Source organism: Planococcus halotolerans (assembly GCF_003289955.1).
GTDB classification, from domain to species: Bacteria; Bacillota; Bacilli; order Bacillales_A; family Planococcaceae; genus Planococcus; species Planococcus halotolerans.
Genome location: NZ_QLZR01000001.1, coordinates 758,719 through 775,299, shown reverse-complemented (window position 1 = coordinate 775,299; position 16,581 = coordinate 758,719). Strand labels below are relative to the sequence as shown.

Sequence of the window (16,581 nt, the reverse complement as noted above, 5' to 3'; positions counted from 1 at the left end):
AATGCGCAAAATGAGTCATGAAGATTTGAAGCTGATGTCAAAATGGCTCAACACGAAGGAAGTCCTTGAATTTTTCGGGGATCCCGACGCGCCGCTGAGTACCATTCAAATACGCGAAAAATATGGTCCCCGAATTGATGGCGCGGTTGCGGTGGAACCCTATATCGCCGAAACAGAGGGTAAGCCGTTCGCGTTTATGCAATGCTACCGGCTAACGGATGAAGATTATAAAAGCTATGGCTATTCTATAGAAGAAACTATTTACGGCATCGACCAGTTTATCGGTGAACCGGCACTTTTCAGCAAAGGTTACGGCACGCAAATGCTCACTGAATTTCTAAGCTTCGTTTTTAATGAAAAAGGAGCTGACGCTGTCACGGTCGACCCCGAATTGACCAATCCGCGTGCCATCCGCTGCTACGAAAAATGCGGCTTTCAAAAGATAAAGAAAATCAACGGAGAGCGGAAATGGCTTATGGAAATTACCCGTGAACGCTAAGCTGGAACCTTTTGGGCATGGAAGTCGACTACTGCAGCAAAGGGGCTGACAAGATGCGGGAGAAGTTTAGAATTATTGTCGGGTTGTTTACCGTTGCGGTGCTGCTTTATGGCTGCGGAACGACTGACAAGCAAGCAGGCGACCAGGCCGATCAGTCGGAGCCCATCCATTCACAGTCCCGAACACCACCGGCTCTTGAACTGAAAATCGGCGACGACACCATCCGGACATTCCGGGGAGTATACAGCTGGAGTTATTACGATTCGGAAGAGGAATCGATGGTCGGGGTCGAGGCGTCATCAGATCCGCCGCACGAAATGATAAGCACGGACAACGCACGGAAAGTCGAGCCTCAGGCAGATGTCACGCTGGAATTCGGCAAACCGCCGCTGTCCTATCAACTGTTCGTCTGGGACGAAGCGGGCAACCGCACTGCATATCCCATTGCATTCGATCTGTCCGAGCATGAGGGTCCGACGCTTTTCGAGATTTTTGCGCATTGGGAGCAGGGGCAGGCGAGTTATGTAGTTGCGTTGGATGTGGAGTAAATGATGTTCCTGCCTGTAGAAGAACAAGCAGCAAAAAGGAGCCGTGGAAAATTGGATAGTATCATTTTCGACTTAGATGGAACTCTCTGGAATTCTGTAGACACTGTGCTGTTGGCTTGGAACAGCATTCTGAAAAAGCAGGAGAAACAGCAATTAAGCAGAGAAGATTTAGAAGCAACGATGGGATTGCAGATGAACGAAATAAGCCGGAAACTCTTTCCTGCATTAAGTGAGAGTGAACGTGGGCAATTAGTAAAAGAATGCAGCGAAGTGGAAAATGTATTCCTGGCAAAACAAGGGGGAAGGCTTTATGAAAATGTAGAGCAAGTTCTTGAAAAGCTATCACAAAGATATCGACTATATATTGTGAGCAATTGCCAGGAAGGTTATATAGAAGCTTTCTACAAGTATCATGACTTGGAGAAGTATTTTGGGGATTTTGAAAATCCGGGGCGAACCGGTCTCTCAAAAGGGGGAAATATCAACTTGGTCATTGAAAGAAATAATTTATCATCTCCGGTTTATGTAGGAGATACAGAAGGGGATTTGAAGGCAGCCAAGTTCGCTGGAATTCCTTTTGTATACGCAAGTTTCGGATTCGGACAAGTAAACGAGTATGATGAAGCCATCGATAGTTTCGAAGATCTTTTAAAAATCTTTCGATAAGGGTATTGTTACTGGGTTCAAACGGAATTGCCTTCAGGACAAGTCCTCGCACATTTATCAAAAACCAAAAGGGATTGCCGCGGCAATCCCTTTTATTTTTATTTCGAGTCAAAAATCCCTTTTCCGGTATCCATGTCGATAGGCAAAGATGAATGCTCATGAACGATGCTCCAGGACTCATTGACCTTTTTCATGCCGAAAGTGAACCGGTTGGTCATTTGCCGCAGTGTCTCATCCGAATCTTCATCGTGGGCAGCAAAAGTACCCGCGCAATGCACGAATGCCGCTTTTTCATCTTCTTCGATTACGACGTCATTAAAATCCACTTGGAGCAAAATGTTTTCCTTGCCCAAACCATTGAACCACTCCGCCACATTTTCTTTCCAAGCCGCAATCCCTCTACTCTCCCACTTATTCCAGCTGTCGAAAATATGGATATCCGGATTGTAGATGGCGAGAAATTTGTCAGCATCCTGTTTGTAGATGGCTGATTTGTAAGTATCCAGTACGTCCTGAACTTTGTGGAATTTCTCTGTCATATACAACTTCCTCCTCTGCCGGCTGTACTTACGTGATTACTTGCTATTGAAGTAATTCGGGATTCAGGAATTTTTCCCCTTCTTTTATATACGTTGAATGAAGAACAGCTATAAAAGTTCTTTTTATACTGATGGAAATTAATGCTAATATTATAAAAAATAAGTTTTTTGTAAAAGGGTGTATTCCGAGAAGATGTTCAGTGAGGTGGATTCAGATTGAATGAAAGACTAAAAGAATGGAAAGATCCGGCGGTATTGCTGACTTCACTTGGAATTGCCGGCATCGGCGACTTCATCTATCTAGTCGCCATCAATATCATCGTTTACCAAATGACCGGTTCCGCTGCAGCTGTGGCAGGTCTTTGGATTATAGGGCCAATCGTCAATATCTTAACGAAGTTCTGGACCGGGAGCTTTATCGATTACCGCAGCAAGAAAGGAGTGATTATTGCAACGTATCTGTTGCGGGCGGGATTCATCGCATTGCTTCCATTTGCGCCAAACATCGTCGGGATTTACACGATTTTGTTATGCCTCAGTGTTGCCAAGTCTTTTTTTGGACCTTCTTCCGTGACCTATACGACAATGCTTGTACCAAAAATGAAGAGAAAAAGATTCAATTCCATCCGTTCCGTCACTTCTTCCGGCGCTTTCATCATTGGCCCTGCCATTGGTGGTACGCTGATTTTGCTAAGCTCCATTCACATGACGCTCTGGATCAACGCAGTATTCTTTGTGATTGCCGCCACCCTGCTTATGAGGCTGCCCGAGAAGGAAGAAATAGACCGGGAGAAAATTCCTTCGCTGACCTTTTCCCAGGTAAAGAGCGACTTCACAGCAGTTAATCAATTCATCTCCAAAAACAAATACATAGCATTTATTTATCTCGGCTTTATTTTAGTCATGGTTTTCTCGTTCGCCATGGATGCCCAGGAAGTAGTTTTTACGCAGCGGGTGATCGGGCTGTCAGAAGTGGATTACAGCCTGTTGATCAGTATCACCGGAATCGGTTCGGTGAGCGGCGGCATTCTGCTTTCTGTCTTTTCCTCTAAATTTTCCCTGAGAATGATGATTGTGCTGGGAGTACTGATGACGGCGGTCGGCTATGTCATTTACGCATTTTCCTGGTCGTTCCTGTCCATCACGATAGGATTTCTGATTTTAGGTTTTTTCAATGTATTCATGAATGCCGGCATCTCCACGTTTTATCAAAACAATATTCCGATTGCGTTGATGGGAAGAGTCACCAGCATTTTTCAGTTGCTTCAAAGCGGCTTGCAGGTGATTTTCATCCTGGGAATCGGGATCTTGGCGGACGTCATTTCCCTGCGAATTACGATTATAGCGCTTGCGGTGATTATGCTGCTCTCGGCCTTTGTCTTTTCATACTTTGTTTTCAAACCGCAACGGGCTGAATTCTACCAGGAAGAAGAAGCTGACAATGAAGTGCTGGTTTAGCATCCGCTTGTACCGGTTTTCGTACATAAAAACTTAAGGAGTCGTTTAAATGAATTTTTCCAAGAAAAAATTCAACTTACGCTTTCCCTTAATACTGCTGCTGATTAATCTCGTTCTCTTTTCTTTCTTGATAGAAGAATTAGTTGATGCGGCTCCTCCCAATTATGGAGGAGGATTGCAATTATTAACTCCATTACTGGGTTTCATTTCTTTTTGGTACATCAAGAAAACAGAAGGAGAAAAGCCTTCTGGCATATGGGTTCTGCAAGCATTAAACTGGCTGTTTATACTGTTTCCGATAGCTGCAATATTGTTCGGCATGTTCACGTTTATTTAAAAGATTAAAAATAGGGATTTTTGGATTTAAGGAACCTTGAACAAAAAGGAGCGGCCCGGAAGTTAACGGAAATGTGATACGAATAGAGGGAAATTTGGAGGAATAGAGAAATGAACATTAATAATCTTCAGCAGTCTATACAAATCGTGCCTGTAACTGAGCAATATGAAGAAGCGGCGAGGCAATTGATCCTCGACGGGCTGGAAGAGCGGTTCGGATTTTTGGATCATTCCTTCAATCCGGATCTAAGGAATATCATTCAAAACTACAGTCGGGATGGCGGCGTATTCCTGATCGGTCTCCAAGACAATAATGTCGTCTGCACAGGAGCATTAACCAAAGAAGGCGCAACTGCCGGAAGAATCCAGCGGATGTCTGTGAAACAGTCTCATAGACGCAGCGGCCTGGCCGAATCGATGCTGCGAAAGCTGGAGGAAACAGCAAGGCAGCTGGGATACAAAGAGCTGGTCTTGGAGACAAACAACGAGTGGCATAGCGCGATTGAATTTTATAAGAAGATGGGCTATCAAGTGGACTGGAAAGATGAAGAGCGAAGTCATTTTTTGAAAGCGTTGGTTTGATTGTATGGAGGGGGAGTTTTATGAAACTGGGCCTTAAACAGGACGAAGTAAGGGTAGTGGACTATACGCCCGAGTGGCATGAAGAATTTATTCGCGTGCAAAAAGAGCTGATTGAAAATACTGGGCTTGAGGAAAAACGTATAGAACATATTGGCAGCACGGCGATCAAAGGTATGCTTGCAAAGCCGATTCTGGATTTAGTCGTTGGAGTTAACGACTTGGGTCAAGTGGATCAAGAGTTGCTGCAGGCGTTTCAGGAAACAGGTTTCCTCCGATTGAAAGTGGAACGACCAGGCGAAATCGTGCTGGCAAAGTTTTCGGATGATACGTATCAGGAAAAGACCCATTTCATCCATCTGGTTGAATATCGTGGAGAACTCTGGGATAACCTGATCTATTTTAGAGATTATCTGAATTTAAATGTGGAAGCCAGAACTCAATATCAGGAGATTAAATTTGCGTACTTGAAAAATGCTGCTAAAGGGATAAAAGAATACACAGATTTTAAGGAAGCATTTGTGAAAGGAATTATTGCAAAGAGAACAGAGTCACTTTAAATAAAGGAAATCGGTTACTGGCAATCAAGAAGGTATAGCGAGGGAGTGTGTTATTCATGAAAAGAACTTTGGTGATCAGTGACATTCACGGAGAGCTTGAACTTTTTGAGGAGCTGTTGCAAAAAGCGGGGTATGATGCTGCCGAAGACCAGCTGATTTTACTTGGAGATTATGTGGACCGCGGTCCGGATTCAAAAGGTGTGTTGGAGCGGGTCATCGAGTTGAAAAAGCTGGGCGCAATTGTGTTGAGCGGCAACCATGACGCGATGATGCTGGCTGCAGCGGACGGTGAACCCGCTGCCTTGGAGAGATGGGCGAGGAATGGTGCTATTCCCACTTTGCAGAGCTACGATCCGTCAATCAAAGATGCCGAGCTACCGACATCAGACTCCTTTTGGGAACATATCGCCTTTATTAAAGAGATGGACTTTTTCCATGAGACAGCCGATTACATTTTTGTGCATGCGGGTGTTCAGCCCGGCATACCGGTTCAGGAGACTGACCCTTATATCTTGATATGGATACGGGAAGAGTTTTATGAAGTCTACGAAGGCGAAAAGACGGTTGTATTCGGCCACACTCCGGCATTTTTGCTGCGGGGAGAAGGCAGTAATGATATCTATTTTGGTGACAATAATATAATCGGCATCGACGGCGGAGCGGCTTATGGCGGGCAGTTAAACTGTCTGGAGTTGCCGAGCCGAAAGAGTTATTTTGTGAAGAAAAGGTAGAATTGTTTCGATAAATCAGCTTAGTGAATAAAAAAGTAAGTGCAATTAGAAAGAGGTACATAATGGAGATTTATAAATTTGATAAGAACAACGGTAAAAAAATCTCGAAATTCGGTTCCGATTTTATTATGTCCCGCGTTATTCAAACAGATAAGGCGGCCAACATAGGCTGTATGTATTTGGAAGAGGGCGGCATCGTCGGATACCACCAGGCAGTTGTGCCGCAGCTGTTGCTGGTTTTAACTGGGGAAGGATCTGTTCGCGGGGAGAGTGAAGAATATATTAACGTTGAGTCTGGAGACGCTGTGTTCTGGGTAAAAGGCGAATGGCATGAAACCAAGTCGAAAAACGGACTGACCGCAATCGTCATTGAAAGTGAAGAATTGGACCCGTCATTGTTTATGGAGACTGAATAATCGCTGTGCCGTTACTGGAAAAGCGAAGTGGACAGAATTATTTTAAGCTGAAATCGGCTGAGTGATCATAGAATCCTAATAAGTGATCATAGAATCCTAATAAGTGATCATAGAATCCTAATAAGTGATCATAGAATGCAATGAGTGATCATAGAACCCAATGAGTGATCATAGAATGCAATGAGTGATCATAGAACCCAATGAGTGATCATAGAATACAAAATACCGCTCATAGAATTGCAGCACTTCAGAAATACACCTGTTTCTTGCCCAATTCCACGTATTTCATTGCCAGTACTGCCTCTTTTATGCGAATAAAGATTTTCTTATGCATTTATGTCTTTAAATAATTGATTACTTCCTGCAAATACGCTTCTAGAGGTTGGTCGGTATTGACGGTCAGGATTTCATATCCGACAGGCTTTTTGCTGTTGGCGATTGTGTAAGTGAAAGCTTCCGACGAAAGGACTTCTCCGATTTGGCTAACCATCCGGTTGCGGGTCTTTAATCTCCGGTTGATTTCGTCCATGTCGTCCAAGTAGCATTCCACATACTTATAAGTAGCATTATATTTTTCGCACAAGAAAATTCCTTTTTCGACAAGTTCATTGTACAAACACGGACTGTCCAATATGACATTGAATCCCTGTGAGAGATGGAATTCGACCAGCGACCAATCGATGTTGTAGGCAATCTTGCCGGCAAGCTTTGAATCGATCGGCGCGTCCTCGATCGATTCCATCAAAGAAGATTTGACGACATCGTGGTCCACAATAACTGCGCCAAACTGTTGTGCGATTTCACGTGAAAGTGCTGATTTTCCAGAGCCGGGAAATCCGGACATTTGAATAAAGAACATAGAAATTCCTCGTTTCTCATAATATTTTATGTGATGCATAATCTATATTTTAGCTTATTTCTTACTTAAATCGAATCTAGAGGTGAAACAGCAATGGACTACTCTTTTCAAACAATGACACAGCAGCAGGCAGAAGATATCGCTGCCCATTGGCGTTACAGCGGGGAGTATTCCTTTTACGATATGGACGCGGATCCGGAAGATTTAGCGGAATTCCTGAATCCCGAGGAACGGAAAAATACATATTTCAGCGTTATTCAAAACAAAGAAGTCGTCGGGTTCTACAGCTTCACTCAAGCGGCTGATGCCACAATCGACGTCGGACTGGGCATGAAACCTGATCTGACCGGCAACGGAAATGGAACTGAATTTTTGAGAGCTGGCATGAAATTTGCAAGAACCACCTACAACCCCGAAAAAATCACGTTATCCGTAGCTGCTTTTAATAAGCGCGCGATAAAAGTGTATGAAAAGATGGACTTCAAGGAAGTGGAACGGTTCCAGCAGGCCACCAATGGCAGCGTTTTTGAATTTGTAAAAATGGTTTATTACTGCAGCAATACAATTTGATTTAGAAAATGAGGTTTTATTGATGAATGAACAAACAGAAAAATTTTGGAATGATTATTGGGCAAACCAAGGGCAACTGAAGCCGGAAAAAGTGGAAGCATTTCAATTCGGGGCGGAAGCGGACTGGCTGGCGGACCTGGTCGTCGAAGGCAAGAAAACAGCGACTTGTTCTGCGCATGTTTATTATGAAATTGAAAATGAGCCTTTGCCGCATGTCGGCCAATACAACATTGTGCTTGATGCGAAAGAGGAGCCGGTTGCCATCATCCGCGTTACTGAAGTTTCGATGATGCCGATGAACGAAGTGCCGGTGGAATTCGCCTTGGCAGAAGGCGAAGGAGATTTTGAATTCTGGTGGAACGCACACAAGAATTTCTTCAAAAGCGAATTGGGGAAATTGGGGCTCGAATACTCGGAATCGATGCAGCTCGTCTGCGAGCGTTTTGAGACGCTCCATACAAAATAGGAGAGAAGAACATGGATGTATCTATTATTAAACCAACTAAAAATCACATAGAAGCTATTTCTGCGATTTGCTCGGCCGGATGGAAGCAAACCGTTGAGGGGAAATTAAGTGAAGAGTATCAGGAACAAAATATAGCTTTCTGGTATAACCACGAGCGCATCCGCAGCGATATGGAAGCCGGATACTATACGCATGTGGCCTTGATCGACTCTAACGTAACGGGAGTGATAGGTGGCGGCATGACCAATTCGGGCGTAAGCGAGGTATTCATGCTTTATGTAGATGAAACTTACCGCTATAAAGGAACCGGAAGACTGTTGCTTGAAGCGCTGACCGAATTGCAGAAGGAGCAAGGCGCGACGGAACAATGGGTTTCCGTGCAGGAAGACAATCAGCATGGCATCCCGTTTTACGAAGCGCGGGGGTTTCAGCTTCAAGGGAAGAAAACGGAAAGAACAGATACCGGTGAAGAGCAGGTTTCGCTGCGGTATTCAAGACAGATATAAGCTTATAAAACAGCAAAAAGAGGAGAAGCTTAAAATCAGCTTCTCCTCTTTTAGTGATTTATTACTTATTCACTCTTTACACCCGTACTTTTAAGGAAACGGATCATTTCTGTATTGAACCTTTCAGGCTCATCGCCGTTCATGCCATGTCCGCTGTAATCGAACGGCACTAATACAGAATTAGGGATTTCTTTTTCAAGGAGTTCACCTAATTCATATGAGCAAATCTAGTCTTTTTTGCCATGGAAAATGGCCGTAGGAACAGTGATGCCCGCAAGTTCCCCGCGTAAATCTTCATCGCGCAAGGCAATTGCTGAATTGATGGTTGAATGGGCACCTGCTTCGAGGCCCAATAACTGGAACCAATGAATGAATTCCGGTGACTTTTTCTGTTCGAAAAACATATCTGCAAAATCTGAGAGGAAAGCCGGGCGGTCTTCTTTAAGTTGTTTGATGATGTCATCGACTTCTTCGGTTTTCAAATTTATCTTGAAGTCCTCCCGTTGTGTGAACAATGGAGCAGCTGCAGCCAATAGCCATAGTTTATTGATATTCTGCTGACCATATTTTGTAATATAGCGGATTGCAATGGGTCCGCCCATCGAAAAGCCGGCAAGCACAAAGTTCTCAAGCCCTAAATGGTCAACAACTGCTTTGACGTCACTTGCTGCAGTATCATAATCATAACCGCTCCAAGGCTTGTCCGATTTTCCGTAGCCACGCAAATCGATGCCGATAAAGCGGAAGCCATTTAATGCTAGTTCACTCACCTGTGCTTCGAAGGCCTTGCTGTTCAGCGGCCAGCCATGCAAAAATACAACCGGTTGCCCTGAACCGATATCTTCAGCATAAATCTTAACATCTTTCTCAACTTGGATATAATGTCCCACTACTTATTCCTCCTCAGTGTCTATTCTTCCTTTAAATGCCCTTCGCATAAGATAAGTAAACTTTATATGGATTTCTTCCACTGCAATGAAGAAATCGAAAGTTTAAAACAAGGGCCGGCACCACAAGAAGAGACTCCGGAACATCGTCATTAAGCCCATAGAAACGGATAAGTGTGAGAGAATGTTAAAAAGTGATTTAAGCTTGGGAGTGAAATTGTGAAAACACAGCTGATGAAAATGGACGGGGAAGAATTTGATCAATACATGGAATATTTTATCCCGGATTACGCAAAAGACTTATCCGACAATTTTATGATTCCAGTGGAAAAGGCTTTGGAAGAATCGAAGAATGTAATGGAGACTTTATTTCCGGACAAGCAAAACTCAGCTGATCAGTACATCTGCAATATTTATTCGCTTGCAGACGAAAAGAATATCGGCGTGATTTGGTACAATATCCAAACTGAAAGCAATAAAGCCTACATCTACCACATCTTGATTCATGAAGCGTTCAGAAAAAGAGGATTCGCAAGCCTGGTACTGAAAGAATTAGAGGAAACTGTGAAAAGTGCCGGCGTCACTTCAATGGGATTGAATGTTTTCGGCAATAATCCTGGTGCCCAAAGAGTTTATGAGAAATTGGGTTACCAGCCATCATCTATTGCGATGGGGAAGCAGATTTAATGCGAAATTAGGTAAAGGAAAAGGACCCTTAAAAAGGTCCTTTTTTGTTTTCAAAATTACTCTGCTAAGTTTTTTACAACGGCCATTTCCTTGCCGAACCGGTCTCCATTATCCACAAAGCCAAGGCTGGCGTACAATTGATGTGCTCCAGTGTTTTCGGGATGATAACCGACCACTATCTTTTGGGCATGCAATGACTTGGTCATTTCAGCCATCATCAATTTGCTTGCTGCTTTTCCAATGCCTCGGCCTTGGAAAGCCCGATCAACCATGATTCTATAAATCCAGTAACCGCCAAGTTCTTCCGGTACAGAGTTATACATCAAAAAACCGACCACTTTGTCGTCTGAGTAAATGGCATATGGTTTCAAGCTGGACTCGAATTTTGACTGAGCAATTGAGACAGCGTTAGGTTCCATGTAATTCTTTTGTTCGTCTGATACACCGAGATTGCAGCAGTCGTACCAGTTTTCTGAGTTCAATTCGATAATTTTCACATTTTCTGTCATCATTTTTTCCCCTTTCGATTGTCGGGGAACGCGAAATAGAAAGTCAATTCGGCGCTGACCCCTTGTATCCATGGATGTTAACGATATTCTTGTTTGTCATAATGAACGCCTCCTTAACTATCTGGTGCCTGGCTGGAAAATCCATCCAATACGACTATAGCACTTACGCTAGCCTTTCCCAAGTACTGCTGAAGTGAAGAGAAGGTATAAATTTTTACTGCAGTTGAACTATACATAAAGAAGGAGGAATTTTTTATGTAAAGCACGCTTTACAAATTAAAATAAGTGAAGTATACTTTACGTAAAGCTAGCTTTACTTGGAGGGGTGAGATATGGAACATCGAATCAAAGAACTAAGAACTTCTTCTGGCTGGACCCAGGAACAGTTCGCAGAAAAACTGGGAGTTTCAAGGCAGACAATTATTTCGATTGAAAACGGGCGGTATAAACCTTCTCTGGAACTTGCTTACAAAATATCCAAACTGTTCGGGCTCACGATTGAAGATGTATTTATTTTTGAAAAGGAGAGTGAATGATGATGGATGTGAATCAACTATTGGGATTTTTAGGTTTGGTGCTAGGTGCTTTAATCGGACTTTTCGGTTTATGGTGGGGACGCAAAAAAGCGGCTGAAAACAGAGGGTTGGATGAAAGATACGAAATCATCACCACCAAATCTTTCGCAAGTGCTTGGAAAATCTCATTGGCAGCCATATATATTTTATTTGCACTGGTGATTTTCGGTTTCCAACTGGGGGCAGCTCAGCTATTGGGCATTCTACTGCTAATCCATATGTTCGGCTGGACGGGTTCAACGTTCTACTATAGCTTAAAATATTAATGAAACATAAAAGGAGAGAAGAACTGTGGCATGCAGTTCTTCTCTCCTTTTTGAAATGGAAAGTATTTGAGCCATTTTGGAAAGTATTCGGGCCCATTTGGAAAGTATTTAAGGTAGAAAAGAAAGTATTTGAGTAGTTTCGGAAAGTATATCCAAATAACTGGGAATTGGGTTTAGAATAACCCATAATATTAATCAAAATCGGCTTCTGGAGACTGCTGAATTTTCTCCTCAAAACGTAATGGACAGTATTTTCGTTCTAATGGACAGTATTTCATGTCTAACGGACAGTATTCGCCTTCCAATGGACAGTATATCCAAGTAACTGGAAATACGACTGGATTCCGCGCTCAAATATCGCTGAATATCATAGAATAACGCAAAAAACATAGAATGATCGGATGGTTTCCGCCCGGCGGAGACCATCCCAGGAACATTCGCCGTGGCGAATGTTTTTCCATTCAGAACTTAAGGTCGGCTCTCCCAGGGACTAAGCGTCCCAACAACGTATTGCGATTTCTCTTCCCGCATCGCTTCTATGACGCCAGCCGAAATCTCATCATGTGTCAGCCAGCGGGAAGTGTCGTTTTCCAGCTTAAATCCGAGCTGGATTTGATGGTAATGGACATTTGCTGGTACTGGAACTCGAGCTTTTATTTCTTCGAGGTTGGAACTGCTGCCGTTGACATGGATTAATTTCCATTCGGAGTTTCGCGGCAGAGAATCGATCAAACACGGGATCACGTCTGGCCCATCTGAGTGGACCCAGGCAAGCACCAAATGAATCGGACCATTCTTTTGCTGAATATGGGATAACTGCTCAGCTAGTTTTTCGGTGTCCTTGTAATCGACCGGCACCGGAATTATTCCTTCCGGATTCTTTTCAATCAGCTGCTGCATCTTTTCGGGATTGCGGCCAATCACCGAAACGCAGTATCCATTTTGCGACAACCAGACAGAAGCCTGGGCAAGCATGCCGGTGCCGCCGATCACTAATGCATGTTTCATAAGAATCAGTCCTTTGCTGAACAGAATAATGAGATTATTTTAAATTTATAGCCAGTAAAAGGGAATTAATGAGGTATGATTAAAGAAAAAAGGAGAATTCAAATGAAACAACTGTTTTTCAAAATCGCGGCATTCTCGATTTTTTCATTTCTGGTCATGGTTTCAGAAACGCCCTCATACCTAAAAATTATCTTTATATCCGCCATGCTGTTCTTTTTTCTGCCATTTGGCAATGATTTATTCACGAAAGAGCGGATGTGGAGAAAGTTCATAGCCGCAGTGAGTGGGACAGTTGTGTTTACAGTGTTGATTCTATTTGTGCCGGTGCTGCTGTCTGGATATTTAACGAATTTTAATGGCTTTTTGGGATCTGGAGACCCGTTTGGATATAGTATACTCGTTTTTTCCATCACACTTTTTTATTTTCTTGTTTACGGGCTGCCGGCTTCACTGTTATCGGATTGGCTCTCGGCGCGTTACCCACACCGCATGGCAGCGGCAGGATTCGTGCATTTTGGATTTGGCGTGCTGCTGATAGGTGAATTGTGGGTTCTTCCGGTTATCAGCGCAATAATTTTTTGGATGATCGATGAACTTCTGCAAAGGAGAACGGCGAAAGAATTGGTGGAAATATAGAGAATCTAGCAACACCCGCAAAAAAAGAAGAAGGAGCTAATACAATCATGACCTTATTAAACCGTTTAAAAAAGGGAGACAAAATCGGCATTTATTCGCCTTCTTCTCCTATAACCCATTCCTCTCCCGTACGTTCCGGACGTGCCAAAATTTTTTTGGAAGCGAAAGGCTTTGAGATAATAGAAGGCAGCCTGACGGGGAAACGCGATTTTTACCGCTCGGGCACGATTCAGGAACGGGCTGAAGAGTTGAACGAGCTCATCAGAAATCCGGAGATTAAATGCATCATGTCGACCATTGGCGGCACGAACTCGAATGCGCTCCTGCCATACATAGATTACGAAGCATTTGCGAGGAATCCAAAAATCATGATCGGCTACTCCGATGCGACAGCGGTATTGCTGGCCATCTACGCAAAGACTGGAGTCCCGACGTTTTACGGGCCGGCCCTGGTGCCTTCATTCGGTGAACATGAGCCGTTTGTCCACCATACATATGATTACTTCTCAAAGATATTAATCGAAGAGCAAGAAACTCCTTTCGATGTTCCGTTGCCGTCTTATTGGTCGGACGAACCGGTGAATTGGGAAGTGAAAACTCAAGAGAAGGAACAGAGGAAGAATAATTGGCTTTGTGTGAATGAAGGAGATGCGACCGGCAGATTGATGGGCGGGAACTTGAATACGATGACCGGATTTTGGGGCAGCCCTTACATGCCGGCAATCGAAACTGGCGACATCCTGTTTCTAGAAGATTCCATGAAAACGGCATCCACAGTTGAAAAGAACTTTAATTTATTGAAGCTGAATGGCGTTTTTGACCGGATAGCTGGAATTCTGTTGGGCAAGCACGAACTGTTTGATGATGAAGGAACCGGACGGAAACCATACGAAATCCTGCTGGAAGTGCTGGGTGATTCGGATATTCCGATCCTCGTCGACTTCGACTGTGCCCATACGCATCCGATGCTGACAATGCCGATCGGGCGGACTGTCAAAATGGATGCAACGAATAAAAAAGTCCAGTTGATGGAGGAGTGGATCGAGTAGAACTGGGGTTTAAAGAGGAGGAAAATCATGTACTGGATAGTCGCTTTATTCGATGAGAAAACGGAACAGCGGATTGAAGAGATTTGGAAAGGGCTGAGCGACAATAATATATCCTTTTACGGGAAAGAAATAAAAGACGGCAGACCGCATCTTACGCTGGGCAGCTACTCGGAATTGGCTGAACATGATTTTATTCGTTTGATGGATGATTTCTATCTAGGCAAACGCAGTTTCGGCATAACATTCAATGCGATTGGTACTTTCCTCAATTATAAAACCCTGTTCTTGTCACCGACATTGACAAAAGAGCTGTCGGATTTTCATACACACCATCATGAACATTTTCATGATTTCAACAGCACTGCCAATACATACTATTTACCGGGGGAATGGATTCCTCACTGTACCTTGGCAAATAAGGTAAGCAATGAAAAACTGTCCCAGGCTTTTAAGTTTTGCTTGGAGAGACAGCAAACTTTGCATGGAAAAGTTACCGAAATTGCATTAATTAAACTGCTCGAAGAAAAGGACGGCATAATAGATGCGCCGATAATTTATTCCAAGCGTTTGAACGGGTAAAATTTTTCGGGAGAAAGGTCTGATTCCAATCGAAACTAAGCTAATTATCCTACGGGGAAATTCCGGAAGCGGCAAAACCACGATAGCCAAAAGCCTGCAGGACCATTTTGGGGACGGCACGCTTTTGGTGTCGCAGGATGTGGTGCGGCGGGATATGCTGGGCGTCCGCGACAGGAAAGGAAATCTATCACTGGAGCTCATCCGGCAGATCACCGAGTACGGCAAAGGCAAATGTGAGGTTGTTATTCTGGAAGGGATTTTGGTGAAAGAACGTTATGGGGAAATGCTGATGGACTTGATCCGGTTTTATGATGGCAATGCTGATGTGTATTATTTCGATTTGCCTTTCGAAAAGACAATCGAGCGCCATCAGTCGCGTCCCCTTGCCGATGCATTTGGGGAAGAATCATTGAGAGCATGGTGGCGGCCAAAAGATTGTCTCGGCATAGCAGGTGAAAAGATGTTGACGGAAGAAATGACAGAGGAAGATATTTTGGATTTGATTTGCAGCGAGGTAAAAGTGTAACGCGCTATTTGCATAGAAGCAGCTGAATTGTAAGAACTTAAACTCAAAGGAGCCGATAACATGTTCAACCAAAAACGGATACGCGATTACGGAGTGGTGATTGGACGGCTTGAAACGGGGCCGCGAAACGCCATCACCGATGTGGAAGGTGTAACAGTCGGGCATGTGACGCTCAGCGAAGGGAACAGCCAGACAGGTGTCACAGCCATCCTGCCGCATCAAGGGAATATCTTCAAAGAGAAACTGATAGCTTCGAGCCATGTCATCAACGGTTTCGGCAAAACGATGGGGACGATTCAAATGAGGGAACTCGGTACATTGGAGACGCCGATTCTTTTGACGAATACGCTGGCTGTCGGAACAGCTGCCGATACGCTGGTCGACTACATGCTGGAGCAGAACCCTGAAATCGGCCGCACGACCGGAACGGTGAACGCGGTTATCGGCGAATGCAATGATATGTTCTTGAATGATATCCGCGCGAAATTCGTGAAACGGGAACATGTTCTCGAGGCACTCCAAAATACTTCATCTGATTTCACAGAAGGAGCAGTCGGAGCGGGGACCGGTATGCTGTGCTATTCACTGAAAGGCGGAATCGGTTCCGCATCCCGGATCATGGAAATGAGCCACGGCAAATATACAATCGGCGTACTTGTACTGTCGAATTTCGGTATTCTCACCGATCTGCTTGTTCAGGGCAAAGCGGTTGGAGAGGAATTGAAGGAAGCTCTTCTCGAATCCTACAAGGAGGAAGATAAAGGCTCCGTCATGGTTATCGTCGCAACCGATTTGCCGGTATCCGAACGCCAATTAAACCGGATACTAAAAAGGGCAGTTACTGGCTTATCCAGAACCGGTTCCATCATCACCGACGGCAGCGGAGAAATCGTCATTGGCTTCTCAAACGCTACCCGCGTACCACATGAAAAACCGGAACAGCTTCTGGCAATTCCGCAACTCCACGAAGAAGATATGGACACCGCTTTTCGCGCGATAGGTGAAGCGACGGAAGAGGCCGTATTGAATTCACTGGTAACCGCAGAGGAAATTATCGGCCGCGATGGCAATAAAAGACCGGCGTTCAAAGACTTGATTGAGAAGATTGACGTATCGTTAGTGTGAG

Annotated in this window: 24 protein-coding genes and 1 pseudogene; 20 read left to right on the top strand and 5 right to left on the bottom strand. The window is 44.1% G+C overall.

Features of this window, described 5'->3' with window-relative positions; translation table 11 throughout:
* Position 1 precedes the first annotated feature (1 nt).
* The 3 genes from DP120_RS03825 to DP120_RS03815 are packed head-to-tail and all read left to right on the top strand — an operon-like array spanning position 2 to position 1,713.
* Positions 2-499, top strand: coding sequence for a GNAT family N-acetyltransferase (locus tag DP120_RS03825; protein ID WP_112222337.1), 498 nt, complete (start codon positions 2-4; stop codon positions 497-499).
* Positions 500-552: 53 nt separating this feature from the next.
* Positions 553-1,047, top strand: coding sequence for a hypothetical protein (locus DP120_RS03820; protein ID WP_112221961.1), 495 nt, complete (start codon positions 553-555; stop codon positions 1,045-1,047).
* The gene (locus DP120_RS03815) at positions 1,048-1,713 is read left to right on the top strand and encodes an HAD family hydrolase (protein WP_338066461.1); all 666 of its coding nucleotides are present in this window, start codon (positions 1,048-1,050) and stop codon (positions 1,711-1,713) included.
* A 98-nt stretch (positions 1,714-1,811) separates the two neighbouring features.
* On the opposite strand, the gene DP120_RS03810 is transcribed toward DP120_RS03815, so the two are convergent.
* Positions 1,812-2,252, bottom strand: a complete 441-nt coding sequence (locus DP120_RS03810) for a YybH family protein (RefSeq protein WP_112221959.1) — start codon at positions 2,250-2,252, stop codon at positions 1,812-1,814.
* 216 nt (positions 2,253-2,468) lie between these two features.
* On the opposite strand from DP120_RS03810, the gene DP120_RS03805 reads away from it, so the two are divergent.
* From DP120_RS03805 to DP120_RS03780, 6 genes are all read left to right on the top strand, one after another.
* Positions 2,469-3,710 carry an MFS transporter gene (locus DP120_RS03805; protein WP_112221957.1) on the top strand — a complete coding sequence of 414 codons (1,242 nt, stop codon included), beginning with the start codon at positions 2,469-2,471 and terminating at the stop codon, positions 3,708-3,710.
* A 49-nt stretch (positions 3,711-3,759) separates the two neighbouring features.
* Positions 3,760-4,047, top strand: coding sequence for a hypothetical protein (locus tag DP120_RS03800; RefSeq protein ID WP_112221955.1), 288 nt, complete (start codon positions 3,760-3,762; stop codon positions 4,045-4,047).
* A 110-nt stretch (positions 4,048-4,157) separates the two neighbouring features.
* Positions 4,158-4,628 (top strand): GNAT family N-acetyltransferase, encoded by a 471-nt coding sequence (locus DP120_RS03795; RefSeq protein ID WP_112221953.1) that lies wholly within the window; start codon positions 4,158-4,160, stop codon positions 4,626-4,628.
* Positions 4,629-4,648: 20 nt separating this feature from the next.
* Positions 4,649-5,185: a GrpB family protein gene (locus tag DP120_RS03790; RefSeq protein WP_112221951.1), complete on the top strand. Its 537-nt coding sequence runs from the start codon at positions 4,649-4,651 to the stop codon at positions 5,183-5,185.
* A gap of 56 nt (positions 5,186-5,241) precedes the next feature.
* The gene (locus tag DP120_RS03785; protein WP_112221949.1) at positions 5,242-5,916 is read left to right on the top strand and encodes a metallophosphoesterase family protein; all 675 of its coding nucleotides are present in this window, start codon (positions 5,242-5,244) and stop codon (positions 5,914-5,916) included.
* 62 nt (positions 5,917-5,978) lie between these two features.
* Complete coding sequence (locus DP120_RS03780) at positions 5,979-6,332, top strand: cupin domain-containing protein (protein ID WP_112221947.1); 354 nt, start codon at positions 5,979-5,981, stop codon at positions 6,330-6,332.
* A 334-nt stretch (positions 6,333-6,666) separates the two neighbouring features.
* Here DP120_RS03780 and DP120_RS03775 read toward each other — a convergent pair whose 3' ends face one another.
* Positions 6,667-7,191, bottom strand: coding sequence for a P-loop nucleotide/nucleoside kinase family protein (locus DP120_RS03775; protein ID WP_112221945.1), 525 nt, complete (start codon positions 7,189-7,191; stop codon positions 6,667-6,669).
* Between the two features lie 93 nt (positions 7,192-7,284).
* On the opposite strand from DP120_RS03775, the gene DP120_RS03770 reads away from it, so the two are divergent.
* From DP120_RS03770 to DP120_RS03760, 3 genes are read left to right on the top strand one after another with little or no spacing between them, the layout of a single operon-like run.
* Positions 7,285-7,761, top strand: coding sequence for a GNAT family N-acetyltransferase (locus DP120_RS03770; protein ID WP_112221943.1), 477 nt, complete (start codon positions 7,285-7,287; stop codon positions 7,759-7,761).
* Positions 7,762-7,783: 22 nt separating this feature from the next.
* Positions 7,784-8,227: an ASCH domain-containing protein gene (locus DP120_RS03765; RefSeq protein WP_112221941.1), complete on the top strand. Its 444-nt coding sequence runs from the start codon at positions 7,784-7,786 to the stop codon at positions 8,225-8,227.
* Positions 8,228-8,238: 11 nt separating this feature from the next.
* Complete coding sequence (locus tag DP120_RS03760) at positions 8,239-8,733, top strand: GNAT family N-acetyltransferase (protein ID WP_112221940.1); 495 nt, start codon at positions 8,239-8,241, stop codon at positions 8,731-8,733.
* Between the two features lie 65 nt (positions 8,734-8,798).
* On the opposite strand, the pseudogene DP120_RS03755 reads toward DP120_RS03760, so the two are convergent.
* A pseudogene (locus DP120_RS03755) lies at positions 8,799-9,623 on the bottom strand (alpha/beta fold hydrolase).
* A 216-nt stretch (positions 9,624-9,839) separates the two neighbouring features.
* Between DP120_RS03755 and DP120_RS03750 the strand changes: the two are divergent.
* Positions 9,840-10,307 (top strand): GNAT family N-acetyltransferase, encoded by a 468-nt coding sequence (locus DP120_RS03750; RefSeq protein ID WP_112221938.1) that lies wholly within the window; start codon positions 9,840-9,842, stop codon positions 10,305-10,307.
* Positions 10,308-10,363: 56 nt separating this feature from the next.
* Here DP120_RS03750 and DP120_RS03745 read toward each other — a convergent pair whose 3' ends face one another.
* Positions 10,364-10,819 (bottom strand): GNAT family N-acetyltransferase, encoded by a 456-nt coding sequence (locus DP120_RS03745; RefSeq protein WP_112221937.1) that lies wholly within the window; start codon positions 10,817-10,819, stop codon positions 10,364-10,366.
* 329 nt (positions 10,820-11,148) lie between these two features.
* On the opposite strand from DP120_RS03745, the gene DP120_RS03740 reads away from it, so the two are divergent.
* Positions 11,149-11,352: a helix-turn-helix transcriptional regulator gene (locus DP120_RS03740; protein ID WP_112221935.1), complete on the top strand. Its 204-nt coding sequence runs from the start codon at positions 11,149-11,151 to the stop codon at positions 11,350-11,352.
* Entirely contained in the window at positions 11,352-11,657 is a 306-nt protein-coding gene (locus tag DP120_RS03735; protein WP_240611959.1) for a hypothetical protein, read from the top strand. Before DP120_RS03740 ends, DP120_RS03735 begins: the two co-directional genes overlap by 1 nt.
* 468 nt (positions 11,658-12,125) lie before the next feature.
* On the opposite strand, the gene DP120_RS03730 is transcribed toward DP120_RS03735, so the two are convergent.
* Positions 12,126-12,665, bottom strand: a complete 540-nt coding sequence (locus DP120_RS03730; protein ID WP_112221933.1) for a short-chain dehydrogenase — start codon at positions 12,663-12,665, stop codon at positions 12,126-12,128.
* Positions 12,666-12,767: 102 nt separating this feature from the next.
* Here DP120_RS03730 and DP120_RS03725 point away from each other — a divergent pair, with 102 nt between their 5' ends.
* From DP120_RS03725 to DP120_RS03705, 5 genes are read left to right on the top strand one after another with little or no spacing between them, the layout of a single operon-like run.
* The gene (locus DP120_RS03725; RefSeq protein ID WP_112221931.1) at positions 12,768-13,301 is read left to right on the top strand and encodes a hypothetical protein; all 534 of its coding nucleotides are present in this window, start codon (positions 12,768-12,770) and stop codon (positions 13,299-13,301) included.
* Positions 13,302-13,348: 47 nt separating this feature from the next.
* Positions 13,349-14,350, top strand: coding sequence for a S66 family peptidase (locus tag DP120_RS03720; RefSeq protein ID WP_112221930.1), 1,002 nt, complete (start codon positions 13,349-13,351; stop codon positions 14,348-14,350).
* A gap of 27 nt (positions 14,351-14,377) precedes the next feature.
* On the top strand, positions 14,378-14,929 hold the full coding sequence (locus tag DP120_RS03715) for a 2'-5' RNA ligase family protein (protein WP_112221929.1): 552 nt from the start codon (positions 14,378-14,380) through the stop codon (positions 14,927-14,929).
* A 19-nt stretch (positions 14,930-14,948) separates the two neighbouring features.
* On the top strand, positions 14,949-15,455 hold the full coding sequence (locus DP120_RS03710) for a kinase (protein WP_112221928.1): 507 nt from the start codon (positions 14,949-14,951) through the stop codon (positions 15,453-15,455).
* A 60-nt stretch (positions 15,456-15,515) separates the two neighbouring features.
* Positions 15,516-16,580, top strand: a complete 1,065-nt coding sequence (locus DP120_RS03705; protein ID WP_112221927.1) for a DmpA family aminopeptidase — start codon at positions 15,516-15,518, stop codon at positions 16,578-16,580.
* The last annotated feature ends 1 nt before the right edge of the window (position 16,581 follow it).

Coding starts and splice junctions, on each gene's coding strand:
- DP120_RS03745 (WP_112221937.1), bottom strand. CDS start 10,819: ATGATGACAGAAAATGTGAAAATTATCGAATTGAACTCAGAAAACTGG.
- DP120_RS03795 (WP_112221953.1), top strand. CDS start 4,158: ATGAACATTAATAATCTTCAGCAGTCTATACAAATCGTGCCTGTAACT.
- DP120_RS03725 (WP_112221931.1), top strand. CDS start 12,768: ATGAAACAACTGTTTTTCAAAATCGCGGCATTCTCGATTTTTTCATTT.
- DP120_RS03820 (WP_112221961.1), top strand. CDS start 553: ATGCGGGAGAAGTTTAGAATTATTGTCGGGTTGTTTACCGTTGCGGTG.
- DP120_RS03760 (WP_112221940.1), top strand. CDS start 8,239: ATGGATGTATCTATTATTAAACCAACTAAAAATCACATAGAAGCTATT.
- DP120_RS03770 (WP_112221943.1), top strand. CDS start 7,285: ATGGACTACTCTTTTCAAACAATGACACAGCAGCAGGCAGAAGATATC.
- DP120_RS03765 (WP_112221941.1), top strand. CDS start 7,784: ATGAATGAACAAACAGAAAAATTTTGGAATGATTATTGGGCAAACCAA.
- DP120_RS03775 (WP_112221945.1), bottom strand. CDS start 7,191: ATGTTCTTTATTCAAATGTCCGGATTTCCCGGCTCTGGAAAATCAGCA.
- DP120_RS03785 (WP_112221949.1), top strand. CDS start 5,242: ATGAAAAGAACTTTGGTGATCAGTGACATTCACGGAGAGCTTGAACTT.
- DP120_RS03810 (WP_112221959.1), bottom strand. CDS start 2,252: ATGACAGAGAAATTCCACAAAGTTCAGGACGTACTGGATACTTACAAA.
- DP120_RS03730 (WP_112221933.1), bottom strand. CDS start 12,665: ATGAAACATGCATTAGTGATCGGCGGCACCGGCATGCTTGCCCAGGCT.
- DP120_RS03790 (WP_112221951.1), top strand. CDS start 4,649: ATGAAACTGGGCCTTAAACAGGACGAAGTAAGGGTAGTGGACTATACG.
- DP120_RS03815 (WP_338066461.1), top strand. CDS start 1,048: ATGATGTTCCTGCCTGTAGAAGAACAAGCAGCAAAAAGGAGCCGTGGA.
- DP120_RS03740 (WP_112221935.1), top strand. CDS start 11,149: ATGGAACATCGAATCAAAGAACTAAGAACTTCTTCTGGCTGGACCCAG.
- DP120_RS03800 (WP_112221955.1), top strand. CDS start 3,760: ATGAATTTTTCCAAGAAAAAATTCAACTTACGCTTTCCCTTAATACTG.
- DP120_RS03825 (WP_112222337.1), top strand. CDS start 2: ATGCGCAAAATGAGTCATGAAGATTTGAAGCTGATGTCAAAATGGCTC.
- DP120_RS03780 (WP_112221947.1), top strand. CDS start 5,979: ATGGAGATTTATAAATTTGATAAGAACAACGGTAAAAAAATCTCGAAA.
- DP120_RS03735 (WP_240611959.1), top strand. CDS start 11,352: ATGATGGATGTGAATCAACTATTGGGATTTTTAGGTTTGGTGCTAGGT.
- DP120_RS03720 (WP_112221930.1), top strand. CDS start 13,349: ATGACCTTATTAAACCGTTTAAAAAAGGGAGACAAAATCGGCATTTAT.
- DP120_RS03715 (WP_112221929.1), top strand. CDS start 14,378: ATGTACTGGATAGTCGCTTTATTCGATGAGAAAACGGAACAGCGGATT.
- DP120_RS03705 (WP_112221927.1), top strand. CDS start 15,516: ATGTTCAACCAAAAACGGATACGCGATTACGGAGTGGTGATTGGACGG.